This is a genomic window from Gluconobacter roseus NBRC 3990, from assembly GCF_006538885.1.
Classification (GTDB): domain Bacteria; phylum Pseudomonadota; class Alphaproteobacteria; order Acetobacterales; family Acetobacteraceae; genus Gluconobacter; species Gluconobacter roseus.
In genome coordinates, this window is the sequence record NZ_BJLY01000002.1 from 461294 (window position 1) to 481810 (window position 20517).

16 protein-coding genes are annotated in these 20517 nt (G+C 60.9%); 10 read left to right on the forward strand and 6 right to left on the reverse strand.

The genetic code is table 11. The features are described from left to right. The first annotated feature begins 15 nt into the window (after positions 1-15). Both GRO01_RS06110 and GRO01_RS06115 read left to right on the forward strand, forming a co-directional pair. A complete protein-coding gene (locus GRO01_RS06110; protein ID WP_062510323.1) occupies positions 16-2682 on the forward strand; it encodes a valine--tRNA ligase in 2667 nt (888 codons plus the stop codon). Then, positions 2675-3550, forward strand: coding sequence for a hypothetical protein (locus GRO01_RS06115; RefSeq protein ID WP_083541391.1), 876 nt, complete (start codon positions 2675-2677; stop codon positions 3548-3550). The genes GRO01_RS06110 and GRO01_RS06115 overlap by 8 nt, the downstream gene beginning before the upstream one ends. Here GRO01_RS06115 and ilvD read toward each other — a convergent pair. Next, positions 3528-5384, reverse strand: coding sequence for a dihydroxy-acid dehydratase (gene ilvD, locus GRO01_RS06120; RefSeq protein WP_062510321.1), 1857 nt, complete (start codon positions 5382-5384; stop codon positions 3528-3530). The genes GRO01_RS06115 and ilvD overlap by 23 nt on opposite strands. Positions 5385-5537: 153 nt before the next feature. On the opposite strand from ilvD, the gene GRO01_RS06125 reads away from it, so the two are divergent. The 3 genes from GRO01_RS06125 (at position 5538) to GRO01_RS06135 (ending at position 9554) form a co-directional block, all read left to right on the forward strand. After that, positions 5538-7484, forward strand: a complete 1947-nt coding sequence (locus GRO01_RS06125; RefSeq protein WP_141306881.1) for a CocE/NonD family hydrolase — start codon at positions 5538-5540, stop codon at positions 7482-7484. 73 nt (positions 7485-7557) lie between these two features. Then, positions 7558-8112, forward strand: a complete 555-nt coding sequence (gene msrA, locus GRO01_RS06130; RefSeq protein ID WP_062510317.1) for a peptide-methionine (S)-S-oxide reductase MsrA — start codon at positions 7558-7560, stop codon at positions 8110-8112. A 59-nt stretch (positions 8113-8171) separates the two neighbouring features. Continuing rightward, a complete protein-coding gene (locus GRO01_RS06135; protein WP_062510315.1) occupies positions 8172-9554 on the forward strand; it encodes a DUF2252 domain-containing protein in 1383 nt (460 codons plus the stop codon). A gap of 15 nt (positions 9555-9569) precedes the next feature. On the opposite strand, the gene GRO01_RS06140 is transcribed toward GRO01_RS06135, so the two are convergent. The 5 genes from GRO01_RS06140 to GRO01_RS06160 all read right to left on the reverse strand — a co-directional run bounded on the left by GRO01_RS06140 (position 9570) and on the right by GRO01_RS06160 (position 15110). Next, complete coding sequence (locus GRO01_RS06140; RefSeq protein ID WP_062510313.1) at positions 9570-10883, reverse strand: ABC transporter ATP-binding protein; 1314 nt, start codon at positions 10881-10883, stop codon at positions 9570-9572. Positions 10884-10908: 25 nt separating this feature from the next. Next, positions 10909-12552 (reverse strand): ABC transporter permease subunit, encoded by a 1644-nt coding sequence (locus tag GRO01_RS06145; RefSeq protein WP_062510311.1) that lies wholly within the window; start codon positions 12550-12552, stop codon positions 10909-10911. 90 nt (positions 12553-12642) lie between these two features. Then, positions 12643-13098: a dUTP diphosphatase gene (gene dut, locus GRO01_RS06150; protein WP_062510309.1), complete on the reverse strand. Its 456-nt coding sequence runs from the start codon at positions 13096-13098 to the stop codon at positions 12643-12645. Between the two features lie 28 nt (positions 13099-13126). Next, entirely contained in the window at positions 13127-14317 is a 1191-nt protein-coding gene (gene coaBC, locus GRO01_RS06155; RefSeq protein ID WP_062510307.1) for a bifunctional phosphopantothenoylcysteine decarboxylase/phosphopantothenate--cysteine ligase CoaBC, read from the reverse strand. 4 nt (positions 14318-14321) lie between these two features. Next, positions 14322-15110 carry a class I SAM-dependent methyltransferase gene (locus tag GRO01_RS06160; protein ID WP_062510305.1) on the reverse strand — a complete coding sequence of 263 codons (789 nt, stop codon included), beginning with the start codon at positions 15108-15110 and terminating at the stop codon, positions 14322-14324. A 30-nt stretch (positions 15111-15140) separates the two neighbouring features. Between GRO01_RS06160 and mutM the strand changes: the two genes are divergently transcribed. The 5 genes from mutM to recF all read left to right on the forward strand — a co-directional run bounded on the left by mutM (position 15141) and on the right by recF (position 20463). Continuing rightward, entirely contained in the window at positions 15141-15974 is an 834-nt protein-coding gene (gene mutM / locus GRO01_RS06165) for a bifunctional DNA-formamidopyrimidine glycosylase/DNA-(apurinic or apyrimidinic site) lyase (protein WP_062510303.1), read from the forward strand. A gap of 126 nt (positions 15975-16100) precedes the next feature. Then, positions 16101-16370 (forward strand): 30S ribosomal protein S20, encoded by a 270-nt coding sequence (rpsT, locus tag GRO01_RS06170; RefSeq protein WP_062510301.1) that lies wholly within the window; start codon positions 16101-16103, stop codon positions 16368-16370. Between the two features lie 322 nt (positions 16371-16692). Then, positions 16693-18132: a chromosomal replication initiator protein DnaA gene (gene dnaA / locus GRO01_RS06175; RefSeq protein WP_371857382.1), complete on the forward strand. Its 1440-nt coding sequence runs from the start codon at positions 16693-16695 to the stop codon at positions 18130-18132. Positions 18133-18221: 89 nt separating this feature from the next. Next, positions 18222-19346, forward strand: coding sequence for a DNA polymerase III subunit beta (gene dnaN, locus GRO01_RS06180; RefSeq protein ID WP_062510300.1), 1125 nt, complete (start codon positions 18222-18224; stop codon positions 19344-19346). Between the two features lie 13 nt (positions 19347-19359). Next, positions 19360-20463 carry a DNA replication/repair protein RecF gene (gene recF, locus GRO01_RS06185; protein WP_062510297.1) on the forward strand — a complete coding sequence of 368 codons (1104 nt, stop codon included), beginning with the start codon at positions 19360-19362 and terminating at the stop codon, positions 20461-20463. The last annotated feature ends 54 nt before the right edge of the window (positions 20464-20517 follow it).

The window sequence follows — 20517 nt, forward strand, 5'->3', positions numbered from 1 at the left end:
CTATCCTGGATAACCATGCTCGAAAAAAGCTTCGTCCCCGTCGATCACGAAAATGCCCTCTACGATGCGTGGGAGAAAAGCGGCGCTTTCCAGGCTCATCCTGACCAGCCGGGTGAGCCTTTTTCGATCATGTTCCCGCCGCCGAACGTCACGGGCACGCTGCATCTTGGCCATTCCCTGAATTTTGTCCTTCAGGACATGCTGATTCGCTGGAAACGTCAGGAGGGATACAATGTCCTTTGGCAGCCCGGAACGGATCACGCGGGCATCGCCACGCAGATGGTCGTCGAGCGTGCTCTCGATAAAGAAGGCACCAGCAGAACCGCTCTGGGGCGCGAAGGTTTTCTCGAACGCGTCTGGGACTGGAAGCAGGAATACGGCGGCACGATCGTCAAACAGCTCCGCAAGCTCGGTGCTTCGGCGGACTGGGAGCGTGAGCGCTTTACGATGGACGACGGATTGTCCCGTGCTGTCCGAAAGGTTTTCGTTACCCTTTACAATGAAGGCCTGATTTACCGCGACCGGCGTCTGGTGAACTGGGATCCGAAGTTCCGTTCGGCCATTTCGGACCTGGAGGTGGAAAACCACGAGACCAAGGGGTCCATGTGGTACATCCGCTATCCGCTGGAAGATGGCCGGACCATCACGGTGGCCACAACACGCCCGGAAACTATGCTGGGCGATGTCGCGGTGGCCGTGCATCCCGAGGATGAGCGTTATGCCGACATGATCGGCAAGACCGTGATCCTGCCGCTTACGGGACGTCGAATTCCTGTTGTCGCCGATCTGCATTCCGATCCGGAAAAGGGCACAGGCGCCGTCAAGATCACGCCGGCACATGATTTCAATGACTTTGAAGTCGGCAAACGTCATGACCTGCCGGCTCCGACTGTTCTTGATGAAACAGCCTGCCTGTGGATCGAGGAAATCCGTCCTGAACTGCGCGATGTTAAAGGACTGGCTTCGGTTGCGTTCGTCGAATCCCTGAATGGACTGAGCCGCGAAGAGGGGCGCAAGCAGGTTGTTGCCGAGCTTGAGCGTCTGGAATGGCTGGAGAAGATCGAGCCGCACAAGCTTCAGGTGCCGCATGCGGAGCGTGGCGGTGCAATCGTTGAGCCGCGCCTAACGCTTCAGTGGTACTGCGATGCCAAGACCCTGTCCGGCCCCGCTGTGGAAGCGGTCGAAAGCGGAAAGATCGCTTTTGAACCGCGACAGTGGGAAAACACGTTCCATGCCTGGATGCGCGATATCCAGCCCTGGTGCATCAGCCGGCAGCTCTGGTGGGGACACCGGATTCCGGCCTGGTATGGCGCGGACGGCAAGGTCTATGTCGCTGAGAATGAACAGGATGCGCAGGCACAGGCCGGCGAGGGCGTAAGCCTTACGCAGGATGAAGACGTTCTGGATACCTGGTTCAGCTCGGCGCTGTGGCCCTTCACGACGCTTGGCTGGCCTGACAGGACGGAGGAGCTTGCCCGTTACTATCCGACCAGCGTGCTGGTTACGGGCTTTGACATCATTTTCTTCTGGGTTGCCCGGATGATGATGATGGGCCTGCACTTCATGGATGATGTTCCGTTCCGGACTGTCCTGATTCACGGGCTGGTCCGGGACGAGAAGGGGCAGAAAATGTCCAAGTCCAAGGGCAACGGTCTTGATCCGCTGGATCTTGTGGCCGAGTTCGGGGCGGATGCGACGCGTCTGGCGATTTGTGCAGGCACGGGGCCGGGACGGGATATCAAGCTTGGGCGCAAGCGTGTTGAAGAACACCGGGCTTTCGTCACGAAGCTGTGGAATGCCGCGCGTTTCCTTGAAATGAACGGTGCCAAACCGACGGAAGGCTTCGACCCCGCGAGCGTCAAGAGCGCGCTTGGGCGGTGGATCCTGACGGAAGCGAACGATGCCATTACCGAAGCGGGGCGGGCTCTCTCGGTCTATCGTTTCGATGAATATGCCAATTGCTGCTACCGGTTCGTCTGGAGCCGTTTCTGTGACTGGTTTGTGGAGTTCTCCAAGCCCGTCTTTGCGGCGGAAAACGAGGAAACTGCGGAATTGCGGGCTGTCAGCGCGCATGTGCTGGGGCTGATCCTGCGTCTGATGCAGCCGGTTATTCCGTTCGTGACGGCGACTCTGTGGCAGGAGCTTGGCTATCCGGGCAAATTCGAAGAGATCCGCTGGCCGGAAATAATGACGGTTCCTGCCGCGGATGAAGCCCGTTCGGAGCTGGACTGGGTGATCCGTCTGATTGGCGAGGTTCGGACGGTGCGGTCGGAAATGAACATTCCGCCGTCACAGAAGGCGCCGCTTCTGCTGCGTGATGCCGCACCGGAAAATCTGGAACGTGCAAAGACCTGGGCTGAAGCCATTGGTCGCATGGCGCGGGTTTCCGAAGTTGGTGTTGTTGGCGAGGATACGCCGCGCAATGCCGCCCAGATCGTTCTGGATGAAGCGACCATTTTCATCCCGCTGGAAGGTCTGATCGACCTTGATGCGGAACGGGCGCGCCTTGCCAAGGAAACCTCCCGGATTGAAGGGGAGATCCTCAAGGTGACGCGCAAGCTGGACAATGCGGATTTCGTTGCCCGGGCCAAGCCGGAAGTCGTGGAAGAAAATCGTGAACGTCTCGTGGCTTTCCAGAGCGATCTGGCCCGTCTCAAGGCAGCCCTGGGGCGTCTTGCCTGATTTGAAGGCTGCCTGCCTCGGCGCCGCCGTTCTTGCTCTCATGGCAGGGACGGCTGAAGCCGGGATTTTGCCCGAAGGCCGCAGCCTTGAAAATGTGACCGTTGCCGGTGAGCATTTCGATGTTGCGGTTTTCAGGCCCGCATCCTGTCAGATCCGGGCCATCCTGATCGTGCTTGCCGGAAAAAACCGTGACAGCGCGACCTATCGCGACGACGCAATTCCGCTTGCCAGACATGAATGCAGTCTGGTGTTCGCTCCCGATTTTCCCATGTCGCGTTTTCCGGTCCAGCAGTATCAGCGTGGGGGGTATCCCGTCTCACGGCAGACTGTGCCGGCAGCATCCTACATGAAGCCGCTGGAGCACTGGACGCGCAGCGTTTCGGACGAGCCGCGGGTTCCGATCATCCTGGTGGGACATTCTGCCGGGGCGCAGTATCTGGAGCGTGTCGCAGCCTATGCTCCGGGGGAGGAGAGCATGACCGTGATCATGAATCCTTCCACCTATGTCGAGCCCGAGACGGATACGGCCGTTCCTTACGGCTTTCGCAACTGGCCGGAGCCGGCCAGTCTTCCAGACCTCAGACGTTATCTTGCAAGAAATATCGCGGTGATTCTGGGCGCGGATGATACTGAAACGACATCAGCCACATATCACAGTCCTGCAGCCGCAGAGCAGGGTCGCAACCGTCTTGAACGGGGGCAGTGGGCGTATGCGCAGGCGCGGGAACAGGCTGAAAAGCTGAATGTTCCCTTTGGCTGGACGATTACGCTCGTCCCGGCAACCGGCCATGAGGCGTCAAAAATGCTGGCGTCCGCCGAATTGCAGGACGCCATTGAGACTGCGATCAGATCCGCGTCTTCACGATGATCTGCGACAGATCGCGGACGGCACCATGGGCTGCGCTCGTGGTCATCACGGCATAGGCCTGAAGAGCTTTTGAAACCACGCGCTCACGGTTCGGCTTCCAGGCGCTGGCGCCACGCTCATTCATGCGTTCGCGGCGGTCGGCAATGTCGGAATCTGACACGGCGAGGTGCAGAGTACGGTTCGGGATGTCGATCTCGATGCGATCGCCGTCCTCGACCAGACCGATCAGGCCGCCTTCGGCCGCCTCGGGGGACATGTGGCCGATGGACAGGCCCGAGCTTCCGCCTGAGAAGCGGCCATCCGTGATCAGGGCGCAGACCTTGCCCAGACCTTTCGATTTCAGATAGCTCGTCGGATAGAGCATTTCCTGCATGCCGGGGCCGCCCTTGGGGCCTTCATAGCGGATGACCACGACGTCTCCGGCCACGATGCGATTGCCCAAGATGGCTGCCACGGCATCGTCCTGGCTCTCGAACACGCGTGCCGTTCCCGTGAAGGTCAGGATGCTGGCTTCGACGCCTGCTGTTTTGACGATGGCACCGTCCTCAGCGAGATTTCCGTACAGTACGGCCAGACCGCCATCCTGCGAGAACGCATTCGCTTTGTCGCGCAGCACGCCGGCTTCACGGTCCTGATCCAGTTCGTGGTAGCGGCTAGACTGCGAGAAGGCGTGAACGGTCCGGACGTTTCCGGGAGCGGCCTTGAACAGATGGGCAGCTTCTTCGTCGCCGTTGAGGATGTCCCACTTCTTCAGGGCATCGCCCAGCGTCGGCGTGTGAACGGTTGAAACGCTCGTATCAAGCAGGCCGGCGCGATCCAGTTCACCCAGAATGGCGGGGATGCCGCCTGCGCGATGGACGTCTTCCATATGCACGTCATTCTTGGCCGGTGCGACCTTGCACAGGTTCGGCACACGGCGCGACAGGCGGTCGATGTCGTGCATGTGGAAATCGACTTCACCTTCGCGGGCTGCCGCCAGAAGATGCAGGACCGTGTTGGTCGAACCGCCCATGGCGATGTCGAGCGTCATGGCGTTCTCGAAGGCCGCGCGCGTGGCGATGTTGCGGGGCAGGACAGACGCATCGTCCTGTTCGTACCAGCGGCGTGCCAGATCCACGATCCGGCGGCCTGCGCTCAGGAACAGTTCGCGGCGATCGCTGTGGGTAGCGAGCAGGGAGCCGTTGCCGGGCAGGGACAGGCCCAGAGCTTCGGTCAGGCAGTTCATGGAATTGGCGGTGAACATGCCCGAGCAGGAGCCGCAGGTCGGGCAGGCGGAGCGCTCGATCTGTTCGGACTCGCTGTCGGACACATCCGGGTTGGCGGCCGCGACCATGGAATCAATCAGGTCCAGCTTGCGCGTCACACCCGGACCGTTGACCTTGCCGGCTTCCATCGGGCCTCCGGAGACGAACACGACGGGGATGTTCAGGCGCATGGAGGCCATCAGCATGCCCGGCGTGATTTTGTCGCAGTTGCTGATGCAGACGATGGCGTCAGCGCAGTGCGCATTGACCATGTATTCCACGGAATCCGCGATCAACTCGCGCGAGGGCAGGGAATATAGCATTCCACCGTGGCCCATCGCGATGCCGTCATCCACTGCGATCGTATTGAATTCCTTGGCAATTCCGCCGACTTCCTCGATCGCGGAAGCCACCAGACTGCCCATGTTCTTCAGATGGACGTGGCCAGGCACGAACTGCGTGAAGGAATTGGCAATGGCGATAATGGGCTTGCCGAAATCGCCGTCTTTCATGCCCGTCGCCCGCCAGAGCGCACGTGCGCCAGCCATGTTGCGGCCATGTGTGGTGGTGCGGGAGCGATAGGCAGGCATGGAAAGATACTTTCATGACAGGGGAAGGCCCTGATCCATAGCGAATCAGACGCGCAGAAGCCAGTGCGGGAAAGATGTGAAAAGCCGCACCGGCTCCCCTTGCCCCGAAGACTCCGTTCGGTCCAAACTCGCAACAAAGATCAGGAGCTTTTTGTGAGACGTCATTTTCTGAGCCTCGGTACCGCTCTGGCCGTGACCTGCCTGTGTGCAGCCCAGGCCGCCGAACCTGCTGCATTCAGCCCTGCGGTCACACCTGACATGATCCAGACGGGCAGTGACATTCCCGCCCATGTCAACATGCCGATCGACCAGCGCGACTATATCAAGCGCGACGTGATGATCCCGATGCGTGACGGGATCAAGCTGCATACCGTCATCGTGATCCCCAAGGGCGCGAAGAACGCCCCGATCCTTCTGACCCGCACACCGTATCATGCGAGCGAGCGCGCCAACCGGGTTCCCAATGCCTCGACCATGCGCGCCATCCTGCCGCAGGGTGACGGTGTGTTCGTGGATGAAGGCTATATCCGCGTCTTTCAGGACGTTCGCGGCAAGTATGGTTCACAGGGCGACTATGTCATGACGCGGCCGCCGATCGGTCCGCTGAACCCGACCAAGACGGACGATACAACCGATGCCTGGGACACGATCGACTGGCTGGTGAAGAACCTGCCCGAGAGCAACGGCAAGGTCGGCATGACGGGATCGTCCTATGAGGGCTGGACCGTGGTCATGGCGCTGCTTGATCCGCATCCGGCCCTGAAGGTGGCCTCTCCGGAGAGCCCGATGGTTGATGGCTGGATGGGCGATGACTGGTTCCATTATGGCGCGTTCCGCCAGCCGGGTCTGGATTACTTCACCGCCCAGATGACGCAGGCCGGCTCCGGTGCGTCCATTCCCCGCCCGGATGCGGATGATTACACGACGTTCCTTGCCGATGTCTCAACCGGCAATTTCGCAACGAAAGCCGGTCTGGACCAGTTCCCCTGGTGGCGCCGCATGAAGGCCCATCCGGCCTATGATGCCTTCTGGCAGGATCAGGCGCTCGACCAGCTGATCGTGAAGAAGCCGCTCAAGGTTCCGACCATGTGGGAGCAGGGGCTGTGGGATCAGGAGGACATGTGGGGTGCGATCCATTCCTGGATGAATCTGAAGGCGCATCACACGCAGGTTCCGAACATCCTCGTCATGGGGCCGTGGCGTCATAGCGGCGTGAATTATGATGGCTCCACGCTTGGCCCACTGCATTTCAACGGTGACACCGCCCTGTGGTACCGCGCCAATGTCATGCGTCCGTTCTTCGATCATTATCTGAAGAACGCGCCCGATCCCCATTTTGATGAAGCCATCATCTATAATACGGGTGAGAACCACTGGGATCACTTCCGTAACTGGCTGAGTGACTGCACCACGACCTGCATGCAGAAGGGTGAGCGCCTGTATCTGCAGCCGGATCATGGTCTGGCCTTCAAGCGTACGCTGCCTGGCACCGACAGCTATGTCTCCGACCCGGCCCATCCGGTGCCTTTCGTCCAGCGTCCGTACATGATGGGCGAGGATCCGCGCTGGAAGGCCTGGCTTGTGACCGACCAGCGTTTCGCGGAAAGCCGCCCGGATGTGCTGACCTATGAAACGCCCGTGCTTGATGCTCCGGTTACGGTTTCCGGTGTTCCGACGGCGGATCTGTTCGCCGCGACCACGGGGACGGATGCGGACTGGGTCGTCAAGATCATTGACGTCCAGCCTGGTCTGACGCCGGATAATCCGCAGATGGGCGGGTATGAACTGCCGATGTCGATGGATATTTTCCGCGGACGTTACCGGCAGAGCTTTACGCATCCGTCCGCCATTCCGGCAGGGCAGGTGCAGGAATACCGCTTCACGCTTCCGGCCATGAACCATGTGTTCCAGAAGGGCCACCGGATCATGATCCAGATCCAGTCGAGCTGGTTCCCGCTCTATGACCGTAACCCGCAGACCTTCGTGCCGAACATCTTCGACGCCAAGGCTTCGGACTATCACGTCGCGACCCAGACCATCCATCGTGGTGGCGACCATGCCAGTGCCATCTGGCTGCCGACAGTAACGCCGGCGCCGTAATTCCGGCCGGCAACTCGTCAAACTGGATCAGCCTTCCCATATGGGGAGGCTGTCCTTTTAACGGAGCATCATCATGACGACCCAGTCCTCCAATCTGTCGTCCATTCTCCTTGGCGGCGGCTGCTTCTGGTGCGTGGAAGCCGTCTTTACCGGTCTGCGTGGCATTATCTCGGCGGAACCGGGCTATGCCGGTGGCTCCGTTGAGAACCCGAGTTATGAACAGGTCTGCACCGGCCGGACGGGCCATGCCGAAGTCGTGAAAGTCGTGTTCGATCCGGCCGAGATCGGACTGGAAGACGTGCTGCGCGTGTTTTTTACGACGCATGATCCGACGCAGTTCAACCGTCAGGGCAACGATGTTGGCACGCAGTACCGGTCGATCATTTTCGCGGATGCCGCACAGCAGGAAACGGCCCGCAAGGTCCGTGACGAAATCGCAGCGGAAGGCATCTGGCCTGATCCGATCGTGACCTCGATTGAAGGGCCGGCCCATTTCTGGCCAGCCGAGGAAAAGCACCACGACTACTTCGCCCGCAATCCGCAGACGGCCTATTGTGCCGCGGTTGTTGCCCCGAAGGTCGCCAAGGCACGGAAGCTCTACCGGGACCGCCTGAAGAATCCGGGCTAAGGCGCGCACTGGAGCGGGAAACTTTGTCGCGGCAGCGTTCTCCGCTATCGTGACAAATTATGACCCAAGCCAGAACATTTTCCCCCCTTCGTACCCGTCAGGATCGCTATGAGGCGGGTGTGGCCCTGCGCAAGACCATCAAACGCAGCAGCCATGCCCTCTGGCTGCCTCCCGCCAACCGGCGCGACCCGGTCGAAATCCTGCTCGAACAGGGGAAAAGCCGGATTGCGGACCTTCTGCCTATCCGGCACCAACGCATGAAAGCGTCCCCGTTCGCGTTTCTGCGAGGCGCAGCGGCCGTGATGGCTTCGGACCTGTCCTTCACGCCGCAGACCGGGCTTAAGGTTCAGTCCTGCGGGGACTGCCATCTGGCCAATTTCGGCTGCTATCCGTCGCCTGAAGGCATTCCTGTTTTTGATATCAACGATTTCGACGAGACCGCACCGGCCACTTTTGAATGGGATCTCAAGCGTCTGGCTACAAGCCTCGTGCTGGCTGGCCGTGAAGCATCCATGTCGGACAAGGCGTGTCAGGGCCTCGTGACCTCTGCTGTTGGCAGTTATGTTGGTGAAATTGCGCGTCTTGCGGCACTTCCGCCACTGCGGGCCTGGAATGAGCGGCTGGATGTGCGGGACGTCATCAGCCGGATCGAGGATGACGACATCCGGACAGGCATGACGGAAAAGCTCCAGTCCCAGCTTCGGGCGATTTCCAGTCATTTCGGGATGATTGATCCGAAATCCGCCCGGCGCCTGAAAGAACGGCCGCCCTTTGTCACGCGTCTGCCGCAGCAGAACGATCTCGTCCGCGCGGCCTTCGCCCGTTATGTCAGCCAGCTTCCTCCGGAACGCAGGATCGTGCTCGACCGCTATGCCCTTCAGGACGTTCTGTTCAAGGTGGTGGGCATCGGCAGCGTGGGAACATTCTGTGCCCTCGGGCTTTTCACCACGGCTGACAACGAACCGCTGATCCTGCAGATCAAGGAAGCCCAGTCCTCGGTGCTGGAGCCCTATCAAGGCGCGGTGGACATGCCCAATCATGGTGAGCGGGTTGTAACAGGGCAGCGCATCATGCAGGCAGCCTCGGACCCGTTCCTGGGCTGGACGCATACTACGGGCAAGCGAACCGCCGCACAGACGGGACGCAAGGCCGGAGGCGGACGGGACTTCTACGTTCGCCAGACCAAGGACGTTCGTCTTGCCGCTATTGGTGAGAAAATCCAGGACAATCTTCTGCCGGACTACGCTGCCCTGTGTGGGCGGACGCTTGGGCGTGCGCATGGACGCTCTGCGGATCTGGCGATGCTGGCCGGGTATCTTGGGAAAGGCCATTCCTTTGCCCGAGCCATTACCGAGTTTGCCGTGCTCTACGCCAAGCAGAGCGAGGCGGACTGGAAGGCCTTCACGCAGGCCATTGCGGAGAAGCGCGTCTCCTGCGCCTGAGGCCGGTGAGCTGGCTTATTCCTCGTTTTCCAGATGGAAGCGGTCGGATTCCTCATCATAGTCAAACAGCTCGGCATAACGTGCCCAGCTGATGGCAGTGGTGAGGGTCTGGCGCGCGTAGTCCGGAGACATGTTTTCTTCCATGGCCTTGCGGAACCGCGCCGCATCAACGACATGGCTGGACCGCTCATCCAGCGTACTGCGGATGGAGCGGAGCAGGGGAAGATGATGCAGCAGGGCCGTGCGCATCAGATCCTTGCGGGTATCGGAATCGCCCTCGACGAAAGCCTTGCCATCGGGTGTGAGCAGGATGTCGCCATCTTCCAGTTCAGCCAGATCAAGCAGCTGGAGCGATTCACCCAAAGGCAGCAGATCGTCCAGCGTCATTTGAAGCCGCTGCGCCAGTTCGGGGAGATCCGCGCGGCCGGAAAGCGGTTCGCTTCCCAGCACTTCCATCAATCCGACCAGAACCTCGACCGCTAGGTCAGGCAGAACGATGGAGAAGGGCGGAAGTGTCGTGCCTGAGGCCGAGGAGGGCTGCACCGGATCTGCCTCGGACACGATTGGCGCGCGGCGCGTCATGAGGGTGTAGATTTGGTCCACGAACCGGCGGAAATCTTCGTCCTCACGGTTACGCGGATGGGGAAAGGGGACGGCGATCTCGTGTGTTACGCGGCCGGGGCTGGAGGAAAAAATGAGGATGCGGTCGCACATCAGGACTGCTTCCTCGATCCCGTGCGTTGCAAGCAGCATGGCCTTGAGGGGCAGGCGCTTTTCATCCCACAGTTCGATCAGATCGGTGCGCAGGTTTTCGGCACTTAGGACATCCAGCGCCGAGAATGGCTCATCCAGCAGAAGCAGGGACGGCTGAAGCGCAAGGGCACGGGCGAAGGAGACACGCTGGCTGAGCGCTTCGGACAGTTCCTTTGGGTAGGCGTTCTCGTAGCCTTCAAGCCCCATGACCTCAATGGCGGCGTCGGTCATGGCCTCGCGCTCGGCACGGGGCAGGCGGCGCATTTCCAGACCCAGCGCCACATTCTGCCGCAGGGTCAGCCAGGGGAAGAGTGCTCCGGACTGAAAAACCGTCGCCACACCGTCCAGAGGCCCTGTCACGGGAGCGCCCTGCCAGAAGACCTGTCCTGACATCGGCGGCGTCAGTCCGGCCATGATCCGCAGCAGGGAGGATTTTCCCGAACCGGAGCGCCCGAGAAGGCCAAGGATTTCTCCCGTCCGCACATCGAAGCTGACATGGTCGAGCACGACCAGATCCGTGCTGCTCTCCTTGAGATAGGTCTGGCGACATTCGCGAAGGGACAGAAGGGATTTCATGGGTCTGTGAATTTCAGCCTGGGGTTCAGATCGTGTATTTCTGGGCCGCGTTCACGGCAAGGGGTTGCAGGACCAGCCGGTCCAGCATCATGGACAGAAGCGTCAGCAGCATCAGGGCAAGGATCTGGGCGCTCACAGCACCACTCAGCACTTCGGACAGCAGACGCGCGCCCAGCCCGCTATCGGCAGGCACGAAGGCCTCCGCCACCATCACGGCATTCCAGACCGGCACGACGGCCGTCAGAAGGCCACCGCACAGTTCAGGCGCAATGGCCGGCAGCAGAAGGCGGCGCCAGAGCAGGACACCGCGCAGCCGAAGCCCTGTCGCGACCTGTCTCAGGCCCGAAGGAATGGCTTTTGCCGCGTCCAGAACGACGATCCCGATCAGCCAGTGCGCGCCGAGGAACAGCAGCACGACAGCAGAATTAAGCCCGAGTTCCCGGCAGAGCGGATAAAGCAGGACGGCCGGGAACAGCCCGCAGGCCGCAACAGCCGCGCGGCACAGGTTGCGCAGGGACGACCTGCTCTCGCTGATCAGAAGGCCCAAGGGAATCCAGACCAGCACGCACAGGACCAGCGTTCCGCAGACATGCAGGAGCGTCAGCATAGCTTCGGCAAGGTCCGAGGGAAGCAGCCGCAGAAGACCGGCATGATAGATCGCATAGACGAGCAGAAGCAGCGAAACGACAGGCAGGACCGCTTCGGGAAGCTGCCGAATTGCCATGGTGCGTTCGGGAAGAATGATCCGGGGGCGCCCGATCCGCCAGTTGCCGATCCATGTAAGCGCGCGGCCTATGGTGCCACTGATCCAGAGCATGGGTTTTGTCCGTCGCCAGATCATCAGCAGCCATGACTGCGGACGTGAGCGCTCCTCGAACGGGCCTTCGGGACGATAGCGCTGTGCCCAGCCGACCATCGGACGCATGACGGCCTGATCGAGCAGGAGGATCAGCAGAAGGATGACTACGGAGACTTCGATGATCCGGACGGGATGATGCTCCAGCGTCGCCCGCAGGACTTCCGCGCCGCATCCGCCTGTCGTCTGGTGGCTCATCGGCATCATCACGCCTTCCGCAGACAGCAGTCGGACCCAGAAGGCCGGCATTGCCTGCATGGCCCTGAATGTTGTCAGGGGTACGGCGATTGGCATCTGCAGGCGCCAGAAGCGCTGCCAGCCCGTCATGCGCAGGCCCGTTGCCACCTCATCCAGCGCGGCAGGAAGTGTGTCCTCAGCATCCAGAACAGCGGTTACGATCCGCCAGATCATGCTTGAGGCCGCAACCAGCATGATTGTCAGGTCAGGGGGGAAGATGGCGGCCAGTATCCCGATCAGCCCAAGACCCGGAATGGCACGGGCCACAGAAAGAGCAGGGACCAGAAAGGCCCGGAAGCGTGGCCACTGACAGGCCGCACCCGACAGGAGCAGGGACGTTCCCACAACGATCACCAGCGACAGGGCAATGTGCAGAAGCGTCAGACCGGCCACCTCCCACAGGGGCGGCGTCAGGCCCGGCGGAACGGCGGCAAGGACGGACATGGCCGGGCCGCGATGCGCTACAAGAAGTGCCAGCGCCGTCGCGCAGAACAGGATCGAAAGCTCGATGCCGCTCATGCGCTGTCGCCAGCGATGCATGATCCGCATGGGCATGGCCATCGGGCTGCCCGTCATGATGCGCGCGATCCTTCCTCGTGATGGGAGTCAGAGGTTAGAAAGAGAAATCTGGAAGGCTCAAGTGTTTTCTGCATGTCACCGGTCGGATCAGTGGCCGGTGCTGCCAAAGCCGCCCTCGCCACGCGCCGTCTCGTCCAGCGTCTCGACTTCCGTCCAGCGCAGGCGGGAGACAGGGGCCAGTACGCCCTGCGCGATCCGGGTGCCACGCTCGACGGTGAAGGGTTCGGTGCCCGCATTCATGACGATGATGCGGAGTTCGCCGCGATAGTCTTCGTCGATGGTGCCAGGTGAGTTCGGCAGCGTGATGCCATGCTTGAGGGCCAGACCCGAGCGGGGACGCACCTGAAGCTCGTAGGCGGGCGGCAGGGCGATGCACAGCCCGGTCGGCACCAGAACGCGCTCACCCGGAGCGATCGTCATGGGAGCGTCTACCGCGGCCAGAAAATCGAATCCTGCAGCACCGGAAGTGGCATAGGCGGGAAGGGGAAGGCCTTCGGAATGAGGCAGGCGCGTGATGCGCACATCAATCAGGTCTGTCGTCATGCCTCTGTCTTATCCCGGATCGCGATGCCTATGAAGACGGATCGGCAAAGAAGGCCGCAATCCTCTGCACGAGCTGTTCCGCGACGTCGGTTTTGTCCATTTCCGGCCAGCTCTGAACGCCATTGTCGTCGATCAGGCTAACGGTGTTGCGCATGGCGCCGAACACGCCCTGACGCACATCATTGGCCACCAGCCAGTCACACCCCTTACGCAGACGCTTGGCCTGGGCGTTGTCCAGAACATCATCCGTCTCAGCCGCAAATCCCACGACAAGACACGGGCGTTGGGCGGAACGACAGAGCGTCGCCAGAATGTCGGGGTTTTCCACGAGTTCGAGTCTGGGCGGTCCGTCACCGGTCTTCTTGATCTTGCCCGGCGCCAGTTCCTTTGCGCGCCAGTCGCTAACGGCGGCGGTGCAGACGGCAGCATCGACCGGCAACGCAGCTTCACAGGCCGCCAGCATCTCGCGGGCGGTCTGAACGGAGATGCGGTGGACGCCCTCAGGCACAGGGATCGAAACCGGCCCGCTGACCAGTGTGACGTCCGCGCCCCGTGCTGCCAGAGCCGCGGCGATGGCGTAACCCTGTCGTCCGGAAGAATGGTTGGACAGGAACCGCACGGGATCAAGCGGCTCGACGGTCGGGCCAGCCGTCACGAGAATACGACGTCCAGCCAAAGAGCGGTCCGGCGTCAGGATATGCAGGATGGCGTCGCGGATTGCCGGCGGTTCGCTGAGACGGCCCGCGCCGACTTCTCCGCAGGCCATGCTTCCCACATCCGGCCCGACAACAGAAACGCCGCGTGCTTCGAGAACTTTCAGATTGCCCTGCGTGGCTGGGTGTTCCCACATCTGCACATTCATGGCCGGAGCCAGAAGGATGGGGGATGTGGTTGCGAGCAGAAGCGTGGTCGCCAGATCATCCGCAAAACCATGGGCCATGCGCGCCATGATGTTGGCGGTGGCGGGACAGACGACCACAAGATCCGCACTTCGGGCGAGGGCGATATGGCCGATCTCGCTTTCCTGCGTAGGCTCAAACAGCGCATCATGCACGCGCTCGCCCGCCAGTGTCTCAAGGCTGAGCGGGGTGACGAAGGCTTTTGCGGCCCCGGTCATGACGGGTGTGACAGCAATGCCCTCAGCCCGCAACAGCCGCACCAGCTCAAGCGCCCGGAACGCCGCAATGCCGCCCGAGACGATCAGCAGGACGCGGCGCATGGACTTACAGACGCCAGCCTGAATGGATGGCGGCAATGCCACCCGACAGGTTGCGGTACTGGACCTGCTCAAGCCCGGCATCGCGCATCATCTGCGCCAGCGTTTCCTGATCTGGGAACATGCGGATGCTCTCGGCGAGATACTGGTAGCTCTCGGAGTCCTTGGCGATGATCTGGCCCATCTTGGGCAGAACCTGGAAAGACCACATGTCATAGATCGGCGCGAGGGCTGCCACTTCGACCTGCGAGAACTCCAGGCAGAAGAAGCGCCCGCCTGGCTTGAGCACACGACGCGCCTCACGCAGCACGGCGTCCTTGTCCGTGCAGTTACGCAGGCCAAAGGCGATCGTCACGCGATCGACGGAGCAGTCGGGCAGGGGGATGGCTTCCGCGTCCACCACGCAGACTTCGATCTTGCCGATCAGTCCCGCCTTGATGGCGCGGTCACGTCCCACGGAGAGCATGGCAGCGTTGATGTCGGACAGGATGGTGGGGCCACCGCCGGCACGGAGCCAGCCAAAGGTGATGTCACCCGTACCACCAGCCAGATCCAGCAGCTTCATGTTCGGGCGCGGATTGAGCATGCCCACGAAAATGCGCTTCCAGACGCGGTGAATGCCCAGCGACATCACGTCATTCATGATGTCGTATTTCCCGGCGACGCTCTCGAACACCTCCCGGACCATCGTCTTCTTCTGGCCGCGCGGAACACTCCGGTAGCCGAAATCGGTGGTGTCCTCGGCGTGTGCGGAGGACTGGAAGGGCGAGGCGTTGTGTTCTGCGCTATCGGTCATGGGGCAATCGATATATCGTTGAGGCCAGCCATGCCAGAGCTTCCAGAAGTCGAAACCGTCATGCGCGGATTTCGTGATGCCTTTGAAGGGCACCGAATCAGCCATGTTTCCGTTAATCGCCCCGACCTTCGTTGGCCGTTTCCCGCTGATCTGCGGGAAAAGCTGGAAGGCCATCACGTTCTCTCGTTCCGCAGGCGCGCGAAGTATATTCTCATGCGTCTTGAAGGCGGGTGGAGCATGCTGCTGCACCTGGGCATGTCAGGCCGACTCACGATTGGCCAGGCGGGAACAAACGCGACTCCGCCGGCACACGAGCATCTGGTTCTTGAAACGGACAGCGGCGCGCGGGCAGGGCTGGTTGATCCCCGACGCTTTGGCATGGTCGATCTGGTTCGGACGTCTGAAGAGGACAGTCACCGCTTGCTTGCGCATCTGGGAATGGAGCCGCTTTCGGACGCCATGACCGGTCCGGCATTGGCAGACCTGTTCCAGGGCAGGCGTACACCGATCAAATCCGCGCTGCTGGATCAGAAGCTGATTGCAGGTCTTGGCAATATCTATGTGTGCGAGGCGCTGTTCCGCTGTGGCATTCATCCCGAGCGGCAGGCCTGTACCCTGACAGGAGAAGAGACCGCCGCTCTTGCGGAAGCCATTCCGCAGATCCTGGAGCAGGCCATCGCGTCCGGAGGGTCGTCTCTGCGCGACTATGTGCAGGCTGACGGCACGAAAGGCGGGTTTCAGGATCTGCACCTCGTCTACGGACGCGAAGGGGCTCCATGCCCGAACTGTGGGGCAGAACATCTGATCCAGCGTATAACGCAGTCGGGCCGTTCGACGTTCTTCTGTCCGACCTGCCAGAAATAGGCAGCGTGACAGGAAGATGCCCCCATCCTGTGTAAAATGTGCAAAACGCTTGACGGGACCCGTCCGGACAGAGTAGACGGCGCCAACCATTTACGCGACCAAAACGCAAACTGAACCGAAAGATCCATGGCAAACACAGCTTCTGCCCGCAAGCGTATCCGTCAGAACGAACGTCGCCGTGAGCGCAACGTTGCCCGCATGTCCCGCATGCGTACGTTCATCAAGAAGGTTGAACTCGCCATTCAGGCTGGCGACAAATCCGCTGCTTCCGAGGCTTTCAAGGTTGCACAGCCGGAAATGCAGCGCGCAGCAGGCAAGGGCGTGATTGCCAAGAACACGGTCAGCCGCAAGCTGTCCCGTCTGTCCGCCCGCGTGAAGGCTCTGGCAACCGCCTGAGCTTTCCCTTCGGGTCGGAACTGAAGAACGCGCTCCCCTCCAGGAGCGCGTTCTTTTTTGACTGCATTCCCGATATTTTTTCCCGGGCTCCTGTTGCCGGGTTGCTCATTGGGAACACTCCCGCGACATCCCGCTGAACCCTTCGTGTTCCAGCTTGCTTCGGGCCGAACGGACGCCTATTCTGGACGTTCGACAAAAAAGTATCGGATGCTCTGGCTTCTCCGGAAATTCGTCGGCTTTTCTGCTGCAGTTTTTCTGTCGAGAGCACAATTGCCCTGCGTGCAGGGAACCACAACTGATGCCCGCGGATGCGGGAATGGACATGAAAGGGGGTACAATGGTGGAAAACGCTCAGTATCTGGACGCCAGCGCCTCCGCCCCCGGTTCGACGACATCGCTGGAGACCGCCTGGGTCCGCGTTCGTGAGAAACTGAAGAGTGAGGTCGGCGAGGTCGAATACCGGACATGGCTCCGGCAGATCGTTCTGGGGCCGCTCGACGAAGATGAACTGACCCTTTACCTGCCCACACGCTTCCTCCGCGACTGGGTCCGCAGCCAGTATGAAGAGCGCCTGCAGACGCTCTGGCGTACCGAGCGCGAAGACATCAAGGGCGTTGAACTTCAGGTCAAGCGTGGTCTGCCGGAAGTGCCGGTGGATGATCTGGATGAGGGCAGCGAGAGCACGGGCGAGATCAGCGAAAGCCTACCTCAGGCTGCCGCGCCTGAAAGCCGCAGCGATCTGGCCGTGCCGCTTGATCCGCGCTTTACGTTTGATACCTTTATCGTCGGCAAGCCGAACGAGTTTGCCTATGCCTGCGCTCGCCGCGTGGCGGAAAAGCCGTCGAGCCCCGGCTTCAATCCGCTTTTCCTGTATGGCGGCGTTGGTCTCGGTAAAACGCATCTGATGCACGCTATCGGGACGGAACTGACCCGGACAGGCAAGGTCTCCGTGGCTTATATGTCCGCGGAAAAGTTCATGTACCGCTTCATCGCGGCGATCCGTTCGCAGTCCACGATGGAGTTCAAGGAACAACTCCGTTCCGTTGATGTGCTGATGATTGACGATCTCCAGTTCCTGATCGGCAAGGACAACACGCAGGAAGAGTTCTTCCATACGTTCAACGCCCTCGTCGATGCCGGTCGCCAGATCATTGTCAGCGCTGACAAGAGCCCGTCTGATCTGTCAGGCCTGGAAGACCGTCTGCGGACCCGTCTGGGCTGCGGCATGGTCGCTGACATCCATGCTACGACCTTCGAGCTGCGCATTTCCATTCTGGAAGCCAAGGCCAAGGCATCGGGCACGCATGTTCCGTCCAAGGTTCTGGAATATCTCGCCCACAAGATCACGACCAATGTCCGTGAACTTGAAGGCGCGCTCAACCGTCTGATCGCCCATGCAGACCTCGTGGGACGTCCGGTTACGCTCGATACGACGCAGGATGTTCTCAAGGACATGCTGAAGGCCCATGACCGCCGCGTGACCATCGAGGAAATCCAGCGCAAGGTTTCCGAGCACTGGAACATCCGCCTGACAGACATGTCCTCCGCCCGCCGTGCCCGTGCCGTGGCACGTCCGCGTCAGGTTGCCATGTATCTGGCCAAGCAGCTGACGAGCCGGTCTCTTCCGGAAATCGGACGCAAGTTTGGCAACCGCGATCACACGACCGTCATGCACGCCGTCAACCGCGTGACCGAGCTGATGGACCAGGACACATCCTTTGCCGAAGACGTGGAACTGCTGCGCCGGATGCTGGAAGGCTGACCTTTGCGACCTCCGATCCCTCTCTTTCCCGAGGGGCGGGGGTCTGCTAGGTTCTCTCAATTAATTCAAGATCTTCGCCGAGGCTCGGAATGAAATTCAAGGTTGACCGTACCCTGCTGCAACGGGCTCTGGCGCATATTCACGGCGTTGCGGAAAAGCGGAATACCATTCCCATCCTAGCCAACGTTCTGATGAGCTATCAGGATGATATTCTGCGCCTGACGGCGACAGATATGGAAATCGCCGTCGTAGAAGATGTTCCTGCGAGCGGCGAGCGTTCGGGGTCTACGACTGTTCCGGCGGCAGTGCTTTTCGAAATCGTTCGTAAGCTGCCTGATGGCGTGGCTCTGGAGTTCGACCATCAGGACAGCGAGGCTCCTCTTGCCCTGCGGGCCGGTCGTTATGCCACCAGCCTGAATGTACTGCCGGTTGATGATTTCCCGGCCATGGTTGCTGGTGATCTGCCGCATCGTTTTTCGATCCCGGCTGCAACGCTTCGTGGTCTGATCGACCGTACCAAGTTCGCCATTTCCAACGAAGAAACCCGTTATTACCTGAACGGTATTTACCTGCACGTTGCAGAAAACGGGTCCATCCCGATGCTGCGGGCCGTGGCCACGGATGGCCATCGTCTCGCCCGCGTCGAGACGGAACTTCCGGAAGGCGCACGCGGCATGCCGGGCGTCATCATTCCGCGTAAGACCATCAACGAACTGCGCAAGCTGCTCGATGAAGGGGCGGCCGATCTGGAAGTGTCCCTGTCCGATACCCGCATCCAGTTCCAGGCTGGCCCGGTTCTGCTGACCTCCAAGCTGATCGACGGCACTTTCCCGGAATATGAGCGTGTCATTCCCAAGGGCAATGATCGCATCCTGCGGGTCGGCAAGCGCGATTTCGCAGCCGCCGTTGGTCGTGTTGCGGCCATCAGCCAGGAGCGTTCGCGCCCGGTCAAGCTGTCTGTCACGCAGAACATGCTGAACCTGTCCGCCACCAGCCCCGATCAGGGCGTAGCGCATGAGGAACTGGATGAAAACGCCGTTTCCTACGACGCGGCGCCGATTGAGATCGGCTTCCAGGCCCGTTACCTGACGGACATCACCGATCAGATCGACGTGGAAGTGGAATTCGCATTCTCTGACAGCTCTGCTCCCACCATCGTCCGTGACACGGCGTCCCCTTCGGCGCTGTACGTCCTGATGCCCATGCGGGTCTGAGCACGAGCCACGATTGAAACTGACCCGGCTCGCGCTGACGGATTTCCGGAACTACACCCATACCGTCTGGACCCCGGATGCCTCCATTCTGGTTCTGACGGGAGAGAACGGTTCCGGGAAAACCAATCTGCTCGAAGCCGTTTCCCTGCTGGCACCCGGTCGGGGTCTTCGGGCAGCGCCCCTTCCGGCTCTCTGTCGCAATGGGGCGGACCACTGGGGCGTTGCAGCGACACTTCAGTCCGGTCTGGATGAATTCCGGATCGGCACCGGCAGCGATCTGACCGAGAAACAGCGCCGGACATTCCGCCTTGATGGGGAAAATATCCGCTCTCAGGCTGTAATTGGGCAAAAATTTTCCTGTGTGTGGCTGACCCCGCAGATGGACCGGCTTTTCCAGGAAAGCTCCAGCGGGCGACGCCGGTTTCTGGACCGACTGGTCATGGCCTTGTCACCCGATCATGGACGGCAGATTGCGGCCCATGATCGGTCAGTTGCCAGCCGCAACCGGCTCCTTTCCGAACGCCCCAACGAGACCGCTTGGCTGTCCTCCATTGAGGACTCCATTGCCCGGCATGCTGTTGCTGCTTCTGCTGCGCGGCTCGCACTCGTTGAGAGCATGAACGCCCATCCGTTTGAAAATGATGGATTTTCTGCCAGCACGCTTCATCTGGACTGTGCCATCTCCGCTCGCCTTGGCAGTCAGCCCGCACTGGAGGTGGAGGATTGGATCAGGAGCAGCCTTCAGCAGTCCCGCGATGAGGACCGGCTGCGTTCCGGCACCTCTGTCGGTGCCCATCGCGCCGATTTTACTCTGTCCGACACCGCAACAGGCCGTCCCGCCGAGCTTTCGAGCAGCGGGCAGCAAAAAGTCATGCTGACGGGTACGATCCTGACCCATGCACGGTTGATGCGGCAGGAGCGGGGCCATGCGCCGGCGATCCTTCTGGACGAGCCTCTGCTTCATCTGGATGAAGTGCGACGGCGCGCACTGCTCGAAAGCCTTGAAGGATTGCAGGCTCCTGTCCTGATTACTGGTACCGATATCGAACCATTTGCGCCAATTGCAGGCCGGGCCCAGTTTTTTTCCGTCAGGAACGGCACCATATCTCCCTCCTGACATAGCTGCGCCGCTGGCCTAATTGGGCGGCGCAGGCTATACTGATCCAACAGA